Genomic DNA, 21364 nt, shown 5'->3' with positions numbered 1-21364 from the left:
TAATAGCAAGATAAACAAAAGCCGCGCAAATGCGCGGCTTTAGAAGGTAGTGTTCTAGTAGTAATTAAGAACCAGAACCAGAACCAGTTGCTTCAACTTCTTCAACTTCACATACAGTTGGGATATCAAATGTAGCGGCTGATGCGTCAGCTGTAAGGTCGGTTGAAATAAAGTCACCAGTGTTTGTGTCTTCGTAAGAAGCTGTGTATGTTCCACCTTCTTCCAGTTTCAACGAGAATGTACCCGTTGAGTAAATACTACGAACGAATTTACCACTTTGGTAAATATTAACGTTTGTAGGTGTTACAACTGGAGCTGTAGCAACTTCAAAGTCTTCAGTATTACTACAAATTAGCTGAGTAGTGATTTGTTTTTCAACAATAGTAACAGGAGCCGAATTTAGCTTAATAGTTTGACCTTGTAAGTCACATAAGTCATCAAATTCAACAGCTGAAGATACTCCATCAGCGCTTGCCTGGCCAACAACACCATCTAAAATGTTTTTACCATCTCTCAACATTTTGATTTTTACAGGGAATGACGGTGGATTTAAGAAATTACCTGAGTCGTAATTACCGCCAAAGCTGTTAATTACCGAGCGGTAGCCTTTAGCTTCAATTACCAAGCTCGATCTAACTTCATTAGGCTCATCGTTTTGATCTACAATGTTGAAGGTTAGTCTATTATTAGGGCATTTAGATGCGCCAATACGGTAAGTAAAGAAATCTAGGTTCCAATAAGATAAATGTTCAACATCTACTTCAACATCAAATGTAGTTGCATTACCGTTATCTTTTACAACACCGTAGTTTTCAAACTTCCATTCACCAGCGTCTTCGTCATAACTCCAAACTGGAAATATATCGTTTGCTTGTAAATCACGGCTAGTAGGTGTTGCAATTGTACAAACACCATTTTTGTAACCGCCAGCCTCTGCTTGAGCAGTTAACGAGTCTGCTGAAGTTTCATCGAAAATAATAGGGCATGGGTTGTTAGTATTTTTGTCTACTTGCATTGCAACCGTTAGTGCAATTGGGTTCCCATTTTCATCTTCACCAAAAGTACTAACCTTGTTGCCTTCGTCATCTACTAATTCAATAGCTACAAAACCACCAGATGTGAATGAGCCAGCAACAGCGTCGTCACTGTCTGGACCTGCAACAGAAAGGGCTAAACCACCTGGGAAAGCATCTAATGAAGATGACTCAGCAGCATTTTCTTCAGATTCAGTTGTATTACGAGTCGCTTCATTTGCGAAGTAAGCAACAGTCATTTCAGGGACTGTTGTCATTGCCGTACCGTCTTTCTTGATGAATTTAGTACCGCTTTTAAGCTTAACAGTTGTTCCACCAACAGCAGTGCTAGCTTTATCGCCAGAAATTTCTTGCTTCAGCTCAATTTCTGATTTATCACCAGAAATAACTAGGCCTGTACTTTCGTCATAGGCAACGTCAGTACCTTCCTCAGCTAAATCAGCTAAAGCAGTTGTAGCTGCTACAACTGCAACGTCTGAATCAGGAAGTGTTCTAGGTGTTAAGCGGATTTCTTGTGCAAGAGAGGTTTCTTCTGCAGTTAGGGAGAAAGTTCCTGAGTTACTTAAATACCCTTCAGCGGTAACAACATAGCTGTAGTCAATGCCGTCAGCTGGAATTGCGCTAACATTAAAAGCAAAAAGACTTGCAGTCGTAGATTTGTTTTCTTCAGATAATTCAGCACCAGCTGAAGTTACTAGGCCGTCTTCAGAAGAGGTAAATTTAATGGTTGCAGTAGTGTCAACTAATTGATTGCCTTGAACATCAACTAGACTTACAGTAATAGCACCAGCTTGAACTTCAGCAGCTGCAGGTGGTACCGCAACCACTACTGTTTCAGGTGGCTTAACTGGTGGTTTTTCGTATTTGTTGTCATCGTTGTCGCTGAAACAAGCAGTTAAGCTTGCTGTTAGGCCAAGAGCTAGCGCTAGCTTGGTTAGCTTGAAATTATTATTTCCCATAATCGTTACCTTTCTTTCCTTTCTCTTTAAGTAAACAGACTTAATTGCAGTTAAACTAGTATCATTAGAGGTCCCTTAAAGAGGTACTTTTACTATGATACAATAATTTTGTTTATGAAGGATAAGCGCACATTATATATACGTCAAGTGAACATTATATATACTTTCTTTAAATTAATAAGAAAATTGTAATCAGTGTTACTAGTGTACTCAAGTTGAGTACAAATAATGTATTGGCAGCGCTTACTCTAAAGTTTAGATGCTAATGTAACTAGCATACCATGTAAAACATACATAATTTAGCATCTTTTATATTGCTAAATTATGTATGTTTTGTGTAATTTCATCAATAATAGCATTCGTGAAAAGGATAATATAGTTAGATCTGTGAAAAGCTATCTACGTAATCACTGAGTTTATCAAGGTTAACCGCCTTCAAACCATTGTTAGACCTTTCAACTAAGCCTTTTTCAACTAGTTCTGACACAACACGGCGATAGGCTCTTTCGGTTGTTGCAAACCGCTCAGCTTCGGCATTAACCGTTGGGTAAGCACGCAGTAATGTTGGGTTGTTATTTTCTGCTCTTAATAAACAGTCTTTAGCGATGTTGTAACCAAGGGGAAGCAGTAATTTATCCAAGTTTATTTTTTGGTTCTCTTGAAATTTTGCAGCAATAGTTTGTGCTGTATATAAGCTCAACTCAGGTTTGTCTAATAATAAGGCTCGCCAATGCTTTAATTCGATTAAGTTATAACTCACATCACTAAAACAAGTTACAGTATAAATACACGGGTTGTTGTTGAGGGCTTCAATTTCGCCAATCAGTGTATTATTACAATCAAGCTGCCCTAACAATAGACGTCTGCCGTTACCCACGTCATAGCTAAATGACACAGTACCGCTTCGTACTAACACGAGCTTTGTTAAAGGCTGATCTTGGTGAATTAGCACTTCTTTTTTTGATTGCTGGTATCGACTACCTGCAAAAGTGAGAAGTTGCTCAACTAGATAACTCGAAAAATGATATTGAAACATCAAATATGCTCTTCGGACAATTGTCCTATTTATTACATCTTAATGACGATAGCATTAAAACTCTAAGAATTTACACTAACTTACTAGCTTGTTTAAGCGCCTCAGCACCTATACAAGTTTCACACCTTTATATCCCGTGTAACGATTATTTAAAAGTATGCTTTTAGCTTACTTTAGGTTTTAAGTAAGTTAGTTTTTTATACATTACTACATTGTGTCGCTATTGCACCCAAATCGCAATACCCATAGTGTTAATCTTAATTGTTAGGAGAAACAAAATGAGTTGGGAATATCTAGGTTATACAGCTTCTGCTTTACTTGTTGCTTCTTTAACTATGAGCGATGTAGTCAAACTGCGCTGGTTTAATTTAGCTGGGTGTATAGCATTTACACTTTATGGTATTGCAATAAGTGCATGGCCAATTGCAATAACAAATGGTTTACTTACTTTTGTTAACTTATACCATTTAATTAAACTTAATCGTAAAAAGTCAAAAACTGCAGAATAATACTATTCTGCAGTAACCACTCAGTTAACATTCGTTTTTTGATATTTTAGTTCACCTGCAATCCAAGTTTGTTCAACGTTTATGCTATAAATATCTTTTACTGGCACTTTGAAATAATCTTTATCAATTAAAATAAAGTCAGCCCACTTTCCTTGCTCTAAGCTGCCTAGCTTAAACTCTTGATGTGCAGCGTATGCTCCTCCCAGTGTGAAAGCGCGTAATGCGTCTTCTCGGCTTAACGCTTCATCTGCTCGCCAGCCATTTTCTGGGCGCAGCTGATGATCCATTCTTGTTATTGCTGAATACAAACCGTGAAAAGGATTGGCAAGTTCAACAGGAAAATCAGAACCAGCGGCAACAACAGAACCTTGATTTAAAAAGGTTTGCCACGCGTATGCACCGCTTAATTGTTTTTGCGTCAAACGTTGCTCTGCCATATGCATATCAGATGTTGCATGAACGGGCTGCATCGACGGAATGATTTTTAATGCTTTAAAGCGAGGGATATCCGTTGGGTTTACTATTTGCGCATGTTCAATCCTGTTGCGCAGTAAAATACCACCCGTTTTTTTAAATACGTTTTCATATGCATTAAGTACAGTTTGATTTGCTTGGTCACCTATTGCGTGTGTGTTAGCGCTAAACCCGTTAGAAAAGCTCAAGGTGAATAACGCCTCTAATTTTTGCTGAGTTTCTAACATTAAACCTTTGTGGCTTTTTCTGTCAGCATAATCCTCAATTAACGCGGCTCCTCGACTACCCAAAGCACCATCAGCATAAATTTTAACACTGCGAATAGACATATAATCATTAATATCCTTAAAACGACCTGCTTTGAGCATCGTTTCAAGTGATGGGTCAGTTGCGCTAAGCATCGCAACGATCCGCAAAGGCAAAGTTTCTTGTTCAGCGCGTTGCTTATAGATTTGCCATGTTTGTTTATCGATACCGGCATCATGAGTGGAAGTTATGCCAAGGCTTAATAAATGATTACCCGCTTTATCTAGTGCTTGATTTATATCGGCTTCTGAAGGCGAAGGAATAAATGGCGTGATTAATCCCTCGGCCTTATCTATAAATACACCACTGGGTTTGCCATTTGAAGTGCGAATAATTTCCCCTCCGTCGGGGGCGCCAGTGTTTGAGGTTATATTTGCCAACGCCATTGCTTTGCTATTAACCCAAATTGCGTGTCCATCAACACGCGATAGAACGACCGGTACATCGCTTATAATTTTGTCTAAATCGGCGGCAGTCGGAAATTGCTTTGAGGGCCAAAGCTCTTGATTCCATCCTCGGCCAATTATCCAACCTTCTTTGCCTTTCGCAAATTTAGCTAGCTTATCTTGAATATTTTTTACAGATTCGCTGCCACGTAAATCCAGTTGCGATAAATTTTGACCCAGACCAATAACATGGCCATGGGCATCAATCAGCCCAGGTAAAAGTGTCTTTTGTTTTGCATCAAATTTTTCGGCATCAGGAAAGCTATTTTTAAGCTCGTCTGTGCCTATTTTAACGACTTTACCATCTTTAATTACGAGCGTTGAAAACTGTGTCAGCTCACCTTTATAGCTTGGCGTATAGCCATTGGCATTGTAAATAACTTTGGTGTCAGCAATTGCGAGCAAAGGAAAAATGAGAGATAAAGCAAGCCATTTCTTCATTGTGAGAGTCTCTTATTGTTGTTTTTATAAACATTAACAGAGAATGCGAGAGCTGCAAAATACTTATCAACTTTATGTATAGTCAAGATTATGCACTATGCTTAAAAATCAATGAATAAAGTGAGCTAACAAACGGAACTATCATGAAATTGAATGAATTAACTATGCGGAGCAAGTTTATTCTGCTGTCGGCAGTTATTTGTGTCATTTTTATTGTTGCTATGATGTTTATTAAAGTGGCAAATAACCAAATTGCTCAGAGTTTTAATAAGTTCTATCAACAAAATTTTATGATCACACAGCTAAGTGCAGAGCTTAAGCAAGCACAAGATGGGATTATCGCTGATATACGAGGCTTACAAGTTATCTATCTTTTAGGCTTAAATGAGCAAGCTCCTGAGGTGCTTAGCAAAATTGAAAGTCACATCACTAAAACAGGCCCTTTAATCAACCGAATACAGCAAACCTACTCAGGTGACTTATCACTTATTAAAGAATTAAACAGCCATTCACAACGATATGAAGCTGCAGCATTGAACTTTAAAAAAGCAATGGAATCGGCACCAGACAACAAAGCCGATTACCCAATTTATAGAGAGTTTGTAGACTCCCATCAGGCTTTAACTGCATTTTTTTCTCAGTTTGAGAAAGCTAACACAAAACAAGTTAAAGAGGCGCAAGTAGCGGCACAAGACTCTATCGATTTAGCAAACGCAATTTTTTATATATCTATATTAGCCGCGTTATTTTTAGCTATCTTGTTTAGTCACCTGCTTTCGCAAAAGGTGGTTATGGGGTTATTTGAGGTAAGTCAGAGTGCTCATGCTTTACAGCGAGGTGAATTAGACCGCTTATCATCGGTAAGAGGGAAGGATGAAGTTGCTGATCTGAGTTTTACACTCGATTCTACAATTACCCATTTAAAAGCAACAATGGCTAGTATTTATAAGAGTGTGAGTGATGTTAATAGTCATAGTAGTGAGCTACTGACGGCAAATTCTGACATACAAAGTGCAACTTCTGAGGTGTCTGATCATACAACTCAGGCTGTAACAGCGATTGAGGAATTAACAGTTACAAGTAAGAGTATTGCAGTGAATACTGCTGACTCAGCAACCGCCTCCGATGGCATGATGAAGCTGGCACACAGTGGAATAGAAGCCTCAGAGCAAACAAAAGAGGCCGTTTCTCAACTATTAGGAACATTAAATGAAACCTCAGGTGTAGTCGACCAATTACAAAGTGAATCAAGTAAAATAGAAACAATTTTGGATGTTATACGTAATATTTCAGAGCAAACTAATCTGCTTGCTTTAAACGCGGCTATAGAGGCCGCAAGAGCAGGTGAGCAAGGGCGTGGCTTTGCTGTGGTCGCAGATGAAGTACGTACTTTAGCGCAGCGTTCTCACAGTTCAGTAAATGAGATAGAAACCATGCTTGGGGAATTACGTTCAGCCAGTCAAAATGCAGTAACCATGATGGCAGACAGTACCCGTGTTGCTGCTCAAGCCGAAGATAAAATGGATGAGAGTAATAGCCTGCTAAAAGAAATTATGGGGATGATTAACCAAGTAAATGATCAAACACAACAAATTGCCACTGCTGCTGAAGAGCAATCTGCGGTGGCTGCTGATATTAGTCAAAATATGCATACGATTCATACCCTAACAGAAAAGACAGCTGAAATTTCTCAGCAGACTGCAAATAGTAGTACGAATATGGCTACTCAAAGCAAATCAGTATTGGAACAAGTGGAATACTTTAAATTAAGTTAAGTTTAGCCGATATTAACCCGTAGCGATTTTCTAGGGTAATTTTGCTTTATCAGATAGTTATTGATTTAGGTAAACACTAAATTCAGCTAGTGAGAGCCTGTTATCTTTATCTGAATCGTAATTTTTAAAGCGTGACCAAAGTGCAGGGTCTTTGGCCGACTCTGAGCGAGTTAATAGCCCATCTTCATTTCTGTCCAAGGCTTTAAATTGTTCTGCAATTCGGTTACTTGTTGCAAAACTGCCACAACTTGTCGTTAGTAGTAAAAATAAAATAAGATTTTTAAAAATGTTCATAGGCTTAGTGTAAGTTGTTAGTTAAAAATTGCTTAAATTCGAGCAAGGAAATGCGGTTATCGCGATCTTTATCCCAAATAGAGTAGCTGTTAAGTAACTGCGGCTGAGGCTCCAGCTCAGTATGTGATAAAAAACCGTCCTTATTTTTGTCTAAGTGGTCAAAGCGTTGTTTAACATTGAGTGCAGATGCTCCAAAGCTCACACTGATCATTAATCCACATATAAGTGCTTTATTTTTCATTATTAAGTCCTTTAATAAATGTTAAAGATAAAGTATTTGCCATAATTTAAGTCCCAACAATAAATCCATTTACACAATCCCTCCGGGATTATGGCAAATACTTTAATTTAGTTAACTGAGTGTAGGTTAGTTAGCGCTTTAATTGTTTAAATTCGCGTTCTGAAAGCACTTCGTCACCGTTCTCATCAAGATCGCTAAATTGTTTGAACAAGTTGTCATTCTTTTTAGCTTCTATGCGTGATATTTTGCCATCTGCATTAATGTCAAATTGCGCAAATTTAACATTAAGCTGAGACGCTAAAACAGATGCGCTGATAGCTAAAAACATTAACGCAAATGCGCTTATTAATTGTTTCATCTTTGTTTCCTTAACATTGATTACTGAATAAATAACTTAAATTCTGCATACGAAATTTGACCGCTGTGGTCTTTATCTATTTGCTCAAAATTTTTATAAAGTATGGCATCTTCATATGCTTCTCCTTCGCTTAACGTTCCATTACTGTCTTTATCTAGCTCGGCGAAAGTGGCCCTACTGTCAAAAGCACTAGCACTAGCACTAAAGCTTAATAGTGCACTTAGGCAAAATAGTGTGATTCCACGAGTGCTCATAAACATCCTTTTTAATGATACATATTGTATTTAATTGATAGTGTTAACAAAAATAGTGCCAATAATATTTGTCTATATAAATCAAGGGTTTATTTTTTTATAAAGATTAAGGTAAGAAAAAAATACTCGGTAGTGTGTTTTTTTTGCAACAAGGTAAGGGTGTAAATAAAAAATATCTTTAAAAGTAATCGCTTAGTGTGTTGCCAATTAACCACAGTAGTACTTCAAATGCATCTAAAGGTGCTTTATTCAGCGAGTGTCTAAGTTAGCTGTCTGATAATACGTCCATTATTAAAAGGGAAGGGTAATACTAGTGACGATAGGCAAAAAATACAAAGCTATGCTTGCATGGCGACCGAGCCTTATCGGGCAGTTTTTAATTAGTATTTTACTGTCTTTGTTGCCCTTGTCTTTGGTGGTTATTATTTTTTTAAATGCATTAAACAAACAGCTTGCCACCACCCAAATTATTGTGGATAGCAACTACAAGGTGACTAAATCATTTAATAGCCTTAAGCAAGACCTTAATAGTTTAGAGCGTGCGACACGCCAAAACTGGGTGCTAAAAAGTGAATCACTTGATGGACTTATAAAAGATAAGTGGATTGCATCATTTGAGACTATAGATGAATTAACAGTGTTAAGTAATGAACAGGGTAAGCAAAAATGGCAATCACTTTTAACCGTGCTACACAATACAAAAAAACAGCTTATTGAGGAAAATGCGCAAAATGCCAAGCTGTTTATTCCAATTAGCAAGCTTATTAACGAACAAACACTGTGGTTGCGAGAGAAAAATGAGCAAAAAATTGCTGAAAATCAACAGCAATTAAAGACATTACAGAGCTCATTTATTAATTGGTTGGTTGCACTTCTGCCGTTGACTATGTTCGTTGGTGGCGGCTTTTTATGGCGCATCAGCGGTCGTCTGAAAGGGTTAACAACCGTGATTGATAAATTAGGGCAAGGGCATTGGCAGCAAAAAATATCAGTGCAAGGTTCGGCTGAACTTGTTGAGTTGGGTAATAAGTTACAGTGGGTGCAAGCTCAATTACATACGTTAGAGCAGCAAAAGGACACCTTTTTACGTCATGTAACGCATGAGCTAAAAACGCCATTAGCCTCTATGGTTGAAGGTACCGATTTGCTGAGTGACGAAATCGTAGGGCCCATAAATAATGAGCAACGGGCAGTGCTTGTGTTAATTACTCAAAGTATGGATCGTTTGCGTGCTATGATTGAAAGCCTGCTTAGTTATAATGCAATTCGCACCAGCAAAGATAACCTAAACGAAGTTGAATTTGATCACATAATAAAAAAAATAAATAACCATTTTGAGCATCGGTTGCAAGCACGGGAGCAAACTATATGTTGGCAAGCTAGCGTGGCCGATGACCCTTTGCCTTTAGCTGGCGAATTAATTGAAATGTCACTTATCCAGCTTATTTCTAATGCATTAAAATACTCAGCAAATGGGAGCACTGTCAAAGTTGAACTCGCGCAAGTTGAAAGCAAATTAATCATTACAGTCAGTGATAATGGTATTGGAATTAAAGAGCATGAAAAATCAAAAATATTTAACGCTTTTTATCAAACAAAAGCGAGCCAAGATGAAAATTCTCATGGCAGCGGTTTAGGGTTAACAATCGTGAAAGAATCAATTGAGCACCTTAGAGGTACAATTACCGTTGAGGAAAATAGACCGCAAGGTTGCTGTTTCATTATTCGAATACCGATTCCACAAGGAGTGAATTAACATGGCTTATTATTTTAAGTCAGCTGTTTTGGCCTGCATTACCCTAATAGGATTGACAGGGTGTGAGTTAATAAGTGATGTAGGCACAAAAAATACAGATTCAATTAAAGCGATGTATCCAAACCCAAAGCCTCGGCCCAAAACAGAACCAGCTTACCCATCGGCAAGTACAGTGATCGCTTGGCATGCTTCGTCATGTGGCGGTTTTGCGCTAGCAGCTGATAAAAAACAGTATGTGGGCAAGAGAGAAATTCAATCGTATTTTAATTTTAGTTGCAAAAATAATACGTTAGCACCTGAAAAAGTGCTAACAATGCTTTTGCAGCTCGATCAAGCTTATTATTGGCCAGATGATATTAAACATTACTGGTGGCTGCAAAAGCAGCAAATAAAACAACAGCTCAATGCGAAAAAAGAACAACAGGCATTGAGCGATAAAATGCAAGAGACCTTGTCGTCTCTGGCAACCATCGAGCAGCAACTGCTGTTACGCGAAGAAACTAAGGAGCAGTAGTCTATGGCAACTCAATTAACCCAAAGTGCACGTGTTTTATTGGTGGATGATGATGCAAGTTTACTTAAATTACTGTCTATTCGTATTGAATCTAAAGGTTATCAAGTTACAACGTGTGAAAGTGGTATGGCGGCGCTGCAATTACTTAAAAGCCACGTATTTGATGCAGTGATCACCGACTTACGTATGGATGAAATGGATGGGATGGCACTTTATCGGCAATTACAAAGTCGTTATCCGGCATTACCTGTGATAATGATGACGGCTCATGGTTCGATACCCGACGCAGTTGAAGCAACTAAACAGGGCATTTTTGCATTTATAACCAAGCCCGTGGATAAAGATGAGTTATTTGACAGCCTAGCTAAAGCAATTGAAATTCATGGTTTAAATGCTGAGGAGCAATCTTCAAGCAGTACTATCGTGACTCGCAGTGGTGCGATGTTGCATTTACTTGAACAAGTAAAGCTTTTAGGCCCAACCCAAGTAAATGTGCTTATATCAGGCGCCAGTGGCACAGGTAAAGAATTACTCGCCAATGCGATTCATCAGCATAGTCACGTATGTGACGGGCCTTTTGTTGCTATAAATTGTGGAGCGGTGCCCGGTGAGTTACTTGAGTCTGAGTTATTTGGTCATAAAAAAGGCGCGTTCACGGGGGCTGTAAAAGATCACCAAGGGTTATTTCAACAAGCTCAAGGCGGCACGTTATTTTTAGATGAAATAGGTGATATGCCGTTAAACTTACAGGTTAAGTTATTACGTGTTTTACAAGAAAAAACCATCCGCCCGGTGGGTTTCCAAGAAGAGATACCGATTGATGTACGTATTGTCTCTGCAACCCATAAAAATTTACCCGATGCTATTGCTAATCAACAGTTTAGAGAAGATCTATACTATCGCTTAAATGTTGTAAATTTAAAGCTACCGGCGTTAAAAGAGCGTCGTGAGGATATTAGTTTATTAGCACAGCATTTTAGTTCAATGATTGCAAAGCGAATGGGGCAAGGGCAAAAGCAGTTTGCTACAGATGCTATGTACGCATTAGTTCGTTATGATTGGCCTGGTAATATTCGTCAACTACAAAATGTGGTTGAACAGGTAGTGGCTCTTTCACCTAGTGAAGTGATTTCAGTACACTTGGTTGAAAGTGCCCTGAATAGTAATGAAACCAATGTCGAGCCGCTTTCTTTAAACGATGCAAAAAAAGAGTTTGAGCGTGATTATGTAATTAATACACTAAAAATGGCCGCGGGCAATGTTGCAGAAGGTGCAAAACTTGCAAAGCGAAATCGTTCAGATTTTTATAAGTTAATTAAAAAACATAACATTGATGTTGATGCTATTTTATAGGAGTGAAAATGCAGTTATTTATGGTGTATTTAGGTGGCAGAATACAAGGCTGTCATATTGAAATGCATGATGTTCGATTTGTTGTTGGAGATTCAATAGAGCAGTGTTATTCAAAGTTAAAAAGCCAATGGGTTGGTGATAAAAGCAGTGTTCATATGGACAGCTACATGGCAATCAAGCACATTGATGGTTACCACGTTGAGGTTGTAAATGAGCCAGTAAGCCAAGCTGAGAAATTGTTTTTTGTTAATCTAGGCGCGTATCGCGCTGATAGCCTTGCAGAGCAGCATGATTTTGCTTTGTTCGTAGCGAGGGATGCTGAGCAGGCTAAGCAACGCGCAAAAACAAATTTACTTGCTGGGTTAAGCCACATACACAAAGATGATTTACATGATGTTGATGATTGTTTTGCTATTGACTTACTTGATTGCCAATTAAGCATTAAGCTAACTCCTAGCGGCCAATCACAAAAAATAAAGCCAGACTGGTATGGTTATTATATTCTATAAGTCGAGACTCAAGTAAGCGACTAATCGGTGTCGCTTTGCTCTTGGCGTTCTTTATCTTCACTCTTACTCGCAATCTTAAAAGCAATGATAACAAAGGCAAACATAGCGAAAGGTAGAGCTGCGAGCAAGTATTCGGTGAGGTTACTGTCGGCAAAACTAGCTTGTAATAAAAAGTGCCCAGCAACGCAAAGTACAATCACAATAAGCAGGATAGGGAGTAAAATAAGTTCTTTTTTGGCTGAGTGGCTTTTCATCATTTGACATTACTTTTTCAAGGTGCGCCATTGTAATGAGCAAACAGCTTTTAGGTCAAATAACTTGGTTGGTAAATATTAATACCTTGAGTTGAATCAAGCTTTTCAGTTTCTGGTTCAACTTCATCGGTATTGTTTTCATCTCTTTCTACGCAATGATATAGGTCGAATATAAAATCGATTTCTTCGCGTTTTAATATAGCTGGCATTTTAACCTCCTAAAGCAGCTCTAAGCTAACAATAAGAATATGCTTGTAAGTCTGAATTATAAGTGAATACTTATTGAGCAAATTGTGTAGAAGTGTAACCATCAGCTCTTTTCAGAGGTATCTTTAGATAATGGTAATCTAACGATAAATTCAACCCCATCATTTTGCTGATTATTGAGTGCCGTTACACTGCCTTTATGATACTCACACACTAAACGGACAATATATAAACCCAACCCTAAATGGGGTTGCTGCTGAAGTTGCTGACTGCGCACCGATACCATCGAATCAAAAATATGTTCAGCAAGCCCTTCAGGTAATAACGGTCCTTTATTTTTAACAGACAGCACAGCATTATTTTCATCTTGGTGTAGGTTGATGCTAATGGCATTATCATCAAGGTTAAACTCTAGCGCATTATTAATGAGTTTATCGAGTAGCTGCGCAATAAATTCAGGTGCCCCCATTAATGGGAGTGAGCTGTCGCAAATTGTTAGCGTAAACGCTTGTTGCGGGTAAGTCAGCTGGTAGCCTTGCATACATCCAGAAACTACTTTTTGTAACTCAAATGGCTCAGGTTCATTGCTTTGAATGCTTTGCTCAAGCCGAGTGGCTTCACTCATTGTGGTAATGATTTTACCTAATCGCTCAACACCTTCACTTGCTCGGTCAAGGTACTTTTGACTCAGTTCATTTTGTGGTTGCATTTGTAGATTCTCTAAAGAACTACGCACTACGGCAACTGGCGTTCTTAATTCGTGAGATAATCGTGACGACATAGTTTCAAGGTAATCAGTATAACCTCCAAGCCGGCTAACTATACTGGCAAAACTGCGCGATAGGTCGCCTATTTCATCATTTGAATCTGAATAGTTAATTGTGCCAGTAACTCGCCCTTGTGCATCAATTGCTTGCTCTGCGGTATCACGTAGGCGCCTGATTCGGTTTGATATACGTGAAGCAAAAAAGAATAAAGTAACAGTGCCTATTAGCATTACCGCTAAAATGACATTAAATAACTTCTCAAGCGATTTATTACGTAGTGTACGAACGCCATTGGTGGTTTCTTCGGCTATGACTGCGCCAATTACTTTATCGTTGATCCAAATAGGGTAAGCGGCCGATAAGATCACTGCTTTATTATCCGGTGTTAGCCGCCATGATGAAGCGGGTGTGCCCCTTAGCGCTTTGCCGATATGACTACCCTGCATAGCAGCTACGTCATGTAGGGTGTCTAAAAACTCGTTTTCTGGCCGGGTGAGAACTTTATAATAAAGTGGATGTAAGTAGTTTTGCTCAAAGCGTTGCCACCATGTTTTGGCGGGCTTATCGGTAATACCGTCAGCCCAAACTCCATCGGCATGATGAATTGAGCCTGATTGTGCTAATACACGATGATGATTATCAACCACCCAAATACGGCTACCACTGTGTCCCATGCCTTTTAAAATTCGGTTTATTTCGGGTGAAGGGACAAGCACTGAACCAATGTCATTGGGGTTGAGAATGTTTGAGGTTGACATTAATTGCGGTTCCACCTTTTTCGAATCCCAATCCTCAATTGCAAACCCCAGCTTATTACCAAGCATGCTTAACGGAAAACGCAGTTCAATATTATAGCCAGTAGCAGTACTGGTAAAATAACCTTGTATTTTAGTAAATGGATTATTGGTTTGTGCATCAAACGCATTTACCCAGCCATCTTGGCGTGCCGCTACAATATAATGTTTAAATTTACCCTCTGGGGTTTTTAACATGATTTGTAAGTGATCGTTTCGGGTTAAACTTAAGCTGTTTTTAGCGCGGTAAATTAATGAATCATCGGTTACTTTAAATACAGCATATAAAAATTCGCCGTATTTTCCCACCATGTGATCAAAAGACAGATCAGCGCTTTGATGATTGGTTTTATCACCTTGTAAATAACGCTCATCATAATGCCAAATTAAGTTCTGGTAAGGTTGCCAATCAGATAATTTGCCATCAAGTTGAATCGGATTATTCAGGTTGTAGGCATAAAGATCACGTCCTTTAACTACTTGATCTAAAAAATTACTTTGTGAATCAAATAAAGCGGGGCGTTCATGCAATGCTGTGGCGAGTGCGCGAGTTGTGCCAACAAGAGTTTTTTCTTGGCCTTGGCGTAAAAACTTCTCCATTTCCCATACGTATTCGTAGCCTAGCCATGGCAATAACAATAAAAAGCATGATAAAAAGATAAACTTACTGCGAAGGCCTAAACGGAGCATTAAAGTTGCTCCCAGCGGTAGCCCATACCATATACGGTGTCTATACAATCAAACCCAGCATCTAAGGCTATAAATTTTTTACGGATACGTTTTACATGCGATGTAATTGTAGAGTCATCTACATAAATTTTGGCATCGCTCATTAATTCATTACGACTCTTAACATGCCCTGGGCGCTGTGCTAATGAATGTACCATCCAAAATTCGGTGACAGTTAAATCAACAAGTTGTTGTTGCCAAAATACTTGCATGCGTTTGGTATCTAACATGAGTAGGCCGCGATTAATTAATGCGGTTTCATCAGCTGGTTGCTCTAGTGCTTCCATCCGCCTAAATAAAGCACCAATACGCGCTGCTAAATGCGCCATACTAATGTCTTTTGTGAGGTAATCATCTGCGCCCATACGAAGACCACATACGGTATCGATTTCGCTATCACGGGCGGTTAAAAAAATAATCGGTAATGTTTTAGATAATGTTCGCAAGGTTTGGCAAAGCAAAAAACCGCCATCAATTTCATGGCCTAAGCCAATATCTACAATGGCCAAATCGGGTAGCCCATCATTTAACGCGCGCTCAGCAGTTTGCCTATCACAATAGCCACTGACCATATAGCCCTGAGCGGTTAGCATTTCCATGTAATTTTCGCGGATTGCAGTTTCATCTTCAATGATGGCTATTTTTTTCATTTTTTTATTACTCTTATTGACTTAGACGCACTATAGCGAAGTTTTTGTATTTAAAAAGGCTAACAAGGCAATTGCCCTTTTTTTGCCACAATTGCTCAGCAGTTTGCCCTTTTTGCTCCCCTTTGTTGCCACTTGGAGGTGTTTTAATAACAACATCCCAATTACAGCAGATGCCAACCAACGTCAGCTGAACAAATGAATAAACAATTAAGTACAAAGGAATAAATTATGAAAAAACTTATTATCGCATGCACTATCGCCACTTTATTCGCAGCGCCTAACTTTGCTCATGCAAGTAATGAAGAGAAAAAAGAAACGCACAAAGAAACACTTATAGGTCTTAGTACAGGGGCTATTCTAGGAGGCATCGTTGGCGGACCAGTAGGTGCATTTGTAGGTGCTTTTGCTGGTGGATTAATTGGCGATAAGGAAGTTGCTGAAGATAAAATTGCAGAGCAAAAACGTGCCCTGATTGTGATGCAAGATAAAACAGACGACTACCACCATGTTTTAGCCCATAACGCTAAGCTCACCGAACAGTTAGATGTTTTAGAGCAACACAATGAGCGTCTTACACTCTCACAAATGAAAAACTTGATGGCAATGACAGTGCAGTTTAAAACGGGGTCAAGCGAGATTGCTCCCCACTTTGCTAAGCAACTTGATCAGCTTGTTAATTTATTGAAAAGTCAGCCAAAGCTATTACTTGATTTAAATGGATTTGCTGACCAACGAGGTGATGAACAGGCTAATTTACAGCTATCAAAGAAGCGAGTTTCGGCGGTGCAAAGTTACTTAATTAAGCATGGCGTTAGTCATACTCGGTTGACGGCTAACGCATTTGGTGAGCAACACACGCTTGCTAATAGTGATACGTATGAAGAGAACGTATTTGATCGTCGCGTAACGCTGACTACTCGTCCGAGTAACGTCTCACAAACAGCCAGTAATGACTAAACCGTTTTGGGTGCGCTAAAGGGCACCCACATAATTATTTTAGGCGTGAATTTTATGTTGAGTAGACCAAGCAAAGTGCTTACCCAGTCTTATGTAAAGGTGTGGGTAAGCCTTTTTATATTAGTTTGTAGTTTTACACCATGCTTAGTGACGGCAAGTGCTGTTGAGCTGCAAATGTATGACAGTCAAGGCGCAGCCGTTGCACCGGGTGTTATTTTGCAAAGTGATGGAAAAATGACGGTAACAGGTCTGATAAACCACGTTATTGTGACTCAGCATTACCGCAACGAAAACCCGTTTGCAGTGAATGCGCGTTATGTATTTCCACTGCCTGATGAAAGTGCGGTACATGCAATGACTATGCGAATTGGCGAGCGTATCATTAAAGGCCAAATAGACAAAAAAGAGCAAGCAGAGCAGCGTTTTCAACAAGCTAAAAAAGCAGGTAAGCAAGCGGCTATTGTAAGGCAGCAACGGGCAAATATGTTCACTACAAATGTAGCCAATGTAAACCCAGGTGAAACAGTTGTTATCGAGCTTGAGTATCAAGAAGTGATTGATTATCGCAGTGGTACTTTTGCGCTTAGGTTTCCGACAACGATAACACCACGTTATCACCTACTTAATGGCGAGTTATCAGCTGCAAACTTAGAGGATAACAAGGCGATTAACAAGCCGTTTGTTCCAAATGGTTGGATTAGCCCAGTTTATCAAAAAATAGCTGGTTCGGCTTCTGAGAGTGGAAAGTTTAGTTTAACTATTAATATCGATGTTGGATTGGAATTGGTTGATATTGAATCTAAATATCACCAAATTGCAGTAACTAATCCTCAGTTTGGCCATTATCAAATTGCACTTGATGAAAGCAATGCTGTTAATCGAGACTTTTTACTGGAATTTAAACCACTGCAAAAAGGGCAAGCGCAAGCTGCGTACTTTACTGAGCAGCTGGAAAATGGCGAACGCTACGGCTTATTAATGCTGATGCCGCCAGATGATCACTTTACCCAAACGCAAAGACTGCAACGTGAAATGGTCTTTGTGATTGATACTTCGGGCTCAATGCACGGTCAATCTATGGAGCAGGCAAAGAGTGCGTTGTACTATGCCTTATCCTTACTTGATGCGAACGATAGCTTTAATATCATCGGGTTTGACGACCAAGTAGCACCGATGAGTGAGCATTCGGTTGCAGCCAATGATTTCAACCTGCGTCGGGCTAAGCGCTTTGTTTACAATCTACAAGCGGATGGCGGCACCAATATTAAAGATGCACTCGAAGCGGTGCTTGATAACAGCGAGCAAGATGGCTTTGTGCGCCAAGTGGTATTTTTAACTGATGGCAGTGTCAGTAACGAAGCTGAACTATTTACACATATCCGTATGCAATTAGGTGATACGCGTTTATTTACGGTAGGGATTGGCAGTGCACCAAATAGTTACTTTATGAGACGCGCTGCTGATGTGGGGCGAGGAACATTTACTTTTATTGGCAGTACACATGACGTACAACCGAAAATGCAGCAGCTATTTAATAAACTGGCTCATCCTGCTATTACCAAGCTAACCTTGCAAAGTAGTGATAAGCAGCTTGAATATTGGCCATCACCGTTACCTGATTTATATTTTTCAGAACCTGTTATGGTGGCCATTAAATTAACAAACAACGAGCAAGTGAGTCTACTCGGCCAAACAGCACAAGGGCCACTTAATTTAAAACTTAATGCACAGCAAGGTCAAAATGCAGTGGGGATAAGTCGATTATGGGCACGGCAAAAAATTAAATCGTTATTACTTTATAACGATAAACAAATAGTAAAAGAGCAAGTTCAAAACCTCGCTTTAGAGCATCAGCTGCTAAGCCCGTTTACTGCATTTGTCGCAATTGAGCAAACAGCCATAAACACTCCAGCTGAACATGATGTGCAAGTTGCAAATCAACCAGTGCAAGGGCTCACCATGCGATTGCCGCAAACTGATGGGCAAAGTAGGTTACATATGCTTTTGGGTTTTATTTTACTCACTGGGTTTGCTTTTTTAAGAGTTAAAAAATGAGAGTTTGGCTAAGTGTTTTCGCCCTTGTGTTAGGTGTTGGGTTGTTCACGCATGGCAGTTATATACAAGCAAAGGCATGGCTTGCTCAGCACTTAATTGAGCAAGCATGGCAACAAGCGTTAGTTACACCGAATGAGCAAGTAAAACCTTGGTTCTACGCTGATAGCTATGTCACTGCACAACTTAATTGGCCAAGCCAAGGCAAAACGTTATCGATACTGGCAGGGGCAAGTGGCCGTAATTTAGCCTTTGCGCCAAGCCATTATTTACCAAGCGGAGAGCTTGGCTCACAGCACGGATCTTTAATTGCAGGGCATAATGATACCCACTTTGCCTTTTTAGAAAACGTTAAAATAGGCGAACAGTTTAGCTTACAAACGCAAAGTGGGAATATTGTGTATTATCAAGTGCGCAATATTGAAGTGATTCATCAATCTCAACATGCATTTTTAGAGCGTAGCGGCTTATATTTATTAACCTGCTACCCTTTTGACTCATTAGCATCGGGAACCGAATTAAGATTATTAGTCTCTGCTGATAAAGTGTCGTCATCAACATCAACAACTAATTCTTGATGACGTTGACTGATCATGACACCGACAAATACCACGGCAATACTTAGCCATTGACCTAAAGTGAGTATTTCACCCAGCATAATGGCAGATAAAATTAAGGTAAATATGGGTATTAAATTAGAGTATGCAGCAGCCGTTAGCACAGATACTTTACTAATCGCATAGTTATACAAGCCATATCCGCCCAAAGTAACACACGACCCTAGGTATAAAATACTTAACAAAGCGGTTAAGTCGTGTTGGTTTTCACTTGGTAAATCTATAAACAGCAAGAATGGAGCAAAAAACAAACTTCCGCTAAAACCTTGTAAAGCAATGAGTGTTAAAGGAGAGTAGCGTGCGGCTAAGTGCTTTACCGCCACTGTGTAAAAAGCAGCACACACCATTGCCATTAGCTCTAAAAAGTTACCCAATAATGGATTGGGAGCTTGATCTGAAGTAGGTGAGAGTAAGGTCAGTAAAATACTGCCGCCAATACAAAAGGTAAAGCCAATAATGATGGCTTTGCTGATATACTCTTTAAGCATAAAAAACGCTAAAAATGCGACAATAATAGGTAAGCAAGAGACAATTACACCCGCTTGTGAGGCTGAGGTGTATTCCATAGCATGACCTTCAAATAAAAAGTAAAGGCATGGCTCCGCCAGTGACATACCAACTAAGTATTTCCAATCCCCTTTATGGTAATCAAAACGAATAACATATCGCCATAAACACACAGCAATGACTAATGTTGTTAGCATACGTAAAAAAATCACCAAGGCAGGATCATAGATAGCAATTGCATATTTGAGTGCAATAAACGAGCTACCCCATAAAAAGGTGGCAATAATTAAACATAAACTAGCTGGCATGATTGGCTCTTACTTAAAATTCATATGAATAAATAAAAATGCGATCCTAGCATGAAAATTTTTAACTTGTTCAAAAAGCGATAACTGGTATAAATAAATTATTCATCTTTTGTGTAGTAAGTAGCCATGTATAGGGCACAGGTAATAGTAGTTAAGCTGGGAACGAGTGTGCTTACCGGCGGCACAGACAAACTAGACAAAGCACACATGGTAGAGCTGGTTCGTCAGTGTTGTGAATTAAAAAAACAGGGTCATCAAGTTGTAATGGTTTCAAGTGGTGCAGTGGCCGCGGGCCGAGAGCAACTTATTAAGCCCTGTGGTCGCTCTGTTATTGATAAGCAAATGCTTGCAGCCATCGGTCAAGGTCAGCTTATTCATATTTGGCAAAGTCTGTTTGCATTGTATGGTGTTAATGTTGGTCAAATGCTTTTAACCCGTGCAGATTTAGATGACAGAGATCGTTACCTTAACGCCAGAGACACATTAACGGCTTTATTAAGTCATGATGTGGTGCCAATTATTAACGAAAATGATGCCGTTGCGACCAGTGAAATTAAAGTGGGTGATAATGACAACTTATCGGCACTCGTCGCTATTTTGGCCAATGCAGACAAGTTATTGCTATTAACTGACCAAGAGGGTTTATTCACCAGTGACCCTCGCACGGATGCTAACGCACAACTTATTGAACAAGTTAGTCATATTAATGATGAGCTACGTCAGCTTGCTGGTGGTAGCAGCACAAATTTAGGCACGGGCGGTATGGTAACTAAGCTTCAAGCTGCTGATATAGCAAGGCGCGCAGGTGTTGAAGTGATAATAGCCAAAGGCGCGGGTCAAAATGTCATTTTAAACTGTATGACTGATCAATTACCCGGCACCCGCTTTGTAAAACTCAGTGCCCCAAAGGATGGCCGTAAGAAGTGGTTACTAGCAGGGCCAAAAAGTAGTGGTCAAATAGTCATTGATGATGGTGCAACATTGGCTATTCAGCAACATGGCGCGAGCTTATTAGCCAAAGGTGTGCGTGCAGCAAAAGGCGTATTTACTAGGGGAGACTTAGTTGATTTAGTGGATTTAAATAATCAATGTGTAGCTCGTGGTGTTGTTCGGTTTAATAATCAGGAAGTTGAGGAAATCAAAGGCTGTCACTCCAATGATATTATTAACGTATTAGGCTTTGATTGTGGTTCAGCAGTTATCCATCGCGATGATTTAGTGTTGTTTTAGCGTTTTAGCCAGATAAGTTAGTAAAAAAACAGT

Annotated in this window: 22 protein-coding genes; 10 read left to right on the top strand and 12 right to left on the bottom strand. The window is 39.4% G+C overall.

All coding sequences use genetic code 11. From position 1 onward, the window contains the following. Positions 1-64 precede the first annotated feature (64 nt). Positions 65-1993, bottom strand: coding sequence for a hypothetical protein (locus ACHUE3_RS10595; RefSeq protein ID WP_394192382.1), 1929 nt, complete (start codon positions 1991-1993; stop codon positions 65-67). Positions 1994-2372: 379 nt separating this feature from the next. Further along, positions 2373-3029, bottom strand: a complete 657-nt coding sequence (locus tag ACHUE3_RS10590; protein ID WP_135473089.1) for a Crp/Fnr family transcriptional regulator — start codon at positions 3027-3029, stop codon at positions 2373-2375. A gap of 278 nt (positions 3030-3307) precedes the next feature. On the opposite strand from ACHUE3_RS10590, the gene ACHUE3_RS10585 reads away from it, so the two are divergent. Continuing rightward, positions 3308-3538, top strand: coding sequence for a uroporphyrinogen decarboxylase (locus ACHUE3_RS10585; RefSeq protein ID WP_394192381.1), 231 nt, complete (start codon positions 3308-3310; stop codon positions 3536-3538). 20 nt (positions 3539-3558) lie between these two features. Here ACHUE3_RS10585 and ACHUE3_RS10580 read toward each other — a convergent pair whose 3' ends face one another. Further along, positions 3559-5205: an amidohydrolase gene (locus tag ACHUE3_RS10580; RefSeq protein WP_394192380.1), complete on the bottom strand. Its 1647-nt coding sequence runs from the start codon at positions 5203-5205 to the stop codon at positions 3559-3561. A 143-nt stretch (positions 5206-5348) separates the two neighbouring features. Between ACHUE3_RS10580 and ACHUE3_RS10575 the strand changes: the two genes are divergently transcribed. Beyond that, positions 5349-6980: a methyl-accepting chemotaxis protein gene (locus ACHUE3_RS10575; RefSeq protein ID WP_394192379.1), complete on the top strand. Its 1632-nt coding sequence runs from the start codon at positions 5349-5351 to the stop codon at positions 6978-6980. 57 nt (positions 6981-7037) lie between these two features. Here ACHUE3_RS10575 and ACHUE3_RS10570 read toward each other — a convergent pair whose 3' ends face one another. From ACHUE3_RS10570 to ACHUE3_RS10555, 4 genes are all read right to left on the bottom strand, one after another. Beyond that, positions 7038-7274: an EF-hand domain-containing protein gene (locus tag ACHUE3_RS10570; RefSeq protein ID WP_394192378.1), complete on the bottom strand. Its 237-nt coding sequence runs from the start codon at positions 7272-7274 to the stop codon at positions 7038-7040. A 4-nt stretch (positions 7275-7278) separates the two neighbouring features. Beyond that, positions 7279-7515 (bottom strand): EF-hand domain-containing protein, encoded by a 237-nt coding sequence (locus tag ACHUE3_RS10565; RefSeq protein ID WP_394192377.1) that lies wholly within the window; start codon positions 7513-7515, stop codon positions 7279-7281. A gap of 130 nt (positions 7516-7645) precedes the next feature. Continuing rightward, a complete protein-coding gene (locus ACHUE3_RS10560) occupies positions 7646-7873 on the bottom strand; it encodes a hypothetical protein (protein ID WP_394192376.1) in 228 nt (75 codons plus the stop codon). A 20-nt stretch (positions 7874-7893) separates the two neighbouring features. After that, positions 7894-8127, bottom strand: coding sequence for an EF-hand domain-containing protein (locus tag ACHUE3_RS10555; RefSeq protein ID WP_394192375.1), 234 nt, complete (start codon positions 8125-8127; stop codon positions 7894-7896). A gap of 307 nt (positions 8128-8434) precedes the next feature. Between ACHUE3_RS10555 and ACHUE3_RS10550 the strand changes: the two genes are divergently transcribed. The 4 genes from ACHUE3_RS10550 to ACHUE3_RS10535 are packed head-to-tail and all read left to right on the top strand — an operon-like array spanning position 8435 to position 12259. Beyond that, the gene (locus ACHUE3_RS10550; protein ID WP_394192533.1) at positions 8435-9883 is read left to right on the top strand and encodes a sensor histidine kinase; all 1449 of its coding nucleotides are present in this window, start codon (positions 8435-8437) and stop codon (positions 9881-9883) included. 1 nt (position 9884) lies between these two features. Beyond that, positions 9885-10397: a hypothetical protein gene (locus ACHUE3_RS10545; protein ID WP_394192374.1), complete on the top strand. Its 513-nt coding sequence runs from the start codon at positions 9885-9887 to the stop codon at positions 10395-10397. Positions 10398-10400: 3 nt separating this feature from the next. After that, the gene (locus ACHUE3_RS10540) at positions 10401-11750 is read left to right on the top strand and encodes a sigma 54-interacting transcriptional regulator (protein WP_394192373.1); all 1350 of its coding nucleotides are present in this window, start codon (positions 10401-10403) and stop codon (positions 11748-11750) included. 8 nt (positions 11751-11758) lie between these two features. Further along, complete coding sequence (locus ACHUE3_RS10535) at positions 11759-12259, top strand: DUF1543 domain-containing protein (protein ID WP_394192372.1); 501 nt, start codon at positions 11759-11761, stop codon at positions 12257-12259. A gap of 20 nt (positions 12260-12279) precedes the next feature. Here the strand turns inward: ACHUE3_RS10535 and ACHUE3_RS10530 are convergent, their stop codons facing one another. The 4 genes from ACHUE3_RS10530 to pdsR form a co-directional block, all read right to left on the bottom strand. Continuing rightward, positions 12280-12513: a hypothetical protein gene (locus ACHUE3_RS10530; protein ID WP_394192532.1), complete on the bottom strand. Its 234-nt coding sequence runs from the start codon at positions 12511-12513 to the stop codon at positions 12280-12282. Between the two features lie 50 nt (positions 12514-12563). Beyond that, a complete protein-coding gene (locus ACHUE3_RS10525) occupies positions 12564-12722 on the bottom strand; it encodes a hypothetical protein (protein WP_394192371.1) in 159 nt (52 codons plus the stop codon). A 101-nt stretch (positions 12723-12823) separates the two neighbouring features. After that, on the bottom strand, positions 12824-14971 hold the full coding sequence (gene pdsS / locus ACHUE3_RS10520; RefSeq protein ID WP_394192370.1) for a proteobacterial dedicated sortase system histidine kinase: 2148 nt from the start codon (positions 14969-14971) through the stop codon (positions 12824-12826). Further along, a complete protein-coding gene (pdsR, locus tag ACHUE3_RS10515; RefSeq protein ID WP_394192369.1) occupies positions 14971-15660 on the bottom strand; it encodes a proteobacterial dedicated sortase system response regulator in 690 nt (229 codons plus the stop codon). The genes pdsS and pdsR overlap by 1 nt, the downstream gene beginning before the upstream one ends. 228 nt (positions 15661-15888) lie before the next feature. On the opposite strand from pdsR, the gene pdsO reads away from it, so the two are divergent. The 3 genes from pdsO to ACHUE3_RS10500 are packed head-to-tail and all read left to right on the top strand — an operon-like array spanning position 15889 to position 19247. After that, entirely contained in the window at positions 15889-16617 is a 729-nt protein-coding gene (pdsO, locus tag ACHUE3_RS10510; protein ID WP_394192368.1) for a sortase-associated OmpA-like protein PdsO, read from the top strand. A 54-nt stretch (positions 16618-16671) separates the two neighbouring features. Then, a complete protein-coding gene (locus ACHUE3_RS10505) occupies positions 16672-18672 on the top strand; it encodes a marine proteobacterial sortase target protein (protein ID WP_394192367.1) in 2001 nt (666 codons plus the stop codon). After that, a complete protein-coding gene (locus ACHUE3_RS10500; RefSeq protein WP_394192366.1) occupies positions 18669-19247 on the top strand; it encodes a class GN sortase in 579 nt (192 codons plus the stop codon). The genes ACHUE3_RS10505 and ACHUE3_RS10500 overlap by 4 nt, the downstream gene beginning before the upstream one ends. On the opposite strand, the gene ACHUE3_RS10495 is transcribed toward ACHUE3_RS10500, so the two are convergent. Continuing rightward, positions 19154-20101, bottom strand: a complete 948-nt coding sequence (locus ACHUE3_RS10495) for a DMT family transporter (protein ID WP_394192365.1) — start codon at positions 20099-20101, stop codon at positions 19154-19156. The genes ACHUE3_RS10500 and ACHUE3_RS10495 overlap by 94 nt on opposite strands. Positions 20102-20227: 126 nt before the next feature. Here ACHUE3_RS10495 and proB point away from each other — a divergent pair, with 126 nt between their 5' ends. Then, the gene (gene proB / locus ACHUE3_RS10490; protein ID WP_394192364.1) at positions 20228-21331 is read left to right on the top strand and encodes a glutamate 5-kinase; all 1104 of its coding nucleotides are present in this window, start codon (positions 20228-20230) and stop codon (positions 21329-21331) included. Positions 21332-21364: the final 33 nt, after the last annotated feature.

The sequence above is a fragment of the Pseudoalteromonas atlantica genome (genome assembly GCF_043641955.1).
Classification (GTDB): Bacteria; Pseudomonadota; Gammaproteobacteria; order Enterobacterales; family Alteromonadaceae; genus Pseudoalteromonas; species Pseudoalteromonas atlantica_A.
This window is presented reverse-complemented; position numbering and strand designations above follow the sequence as displayed.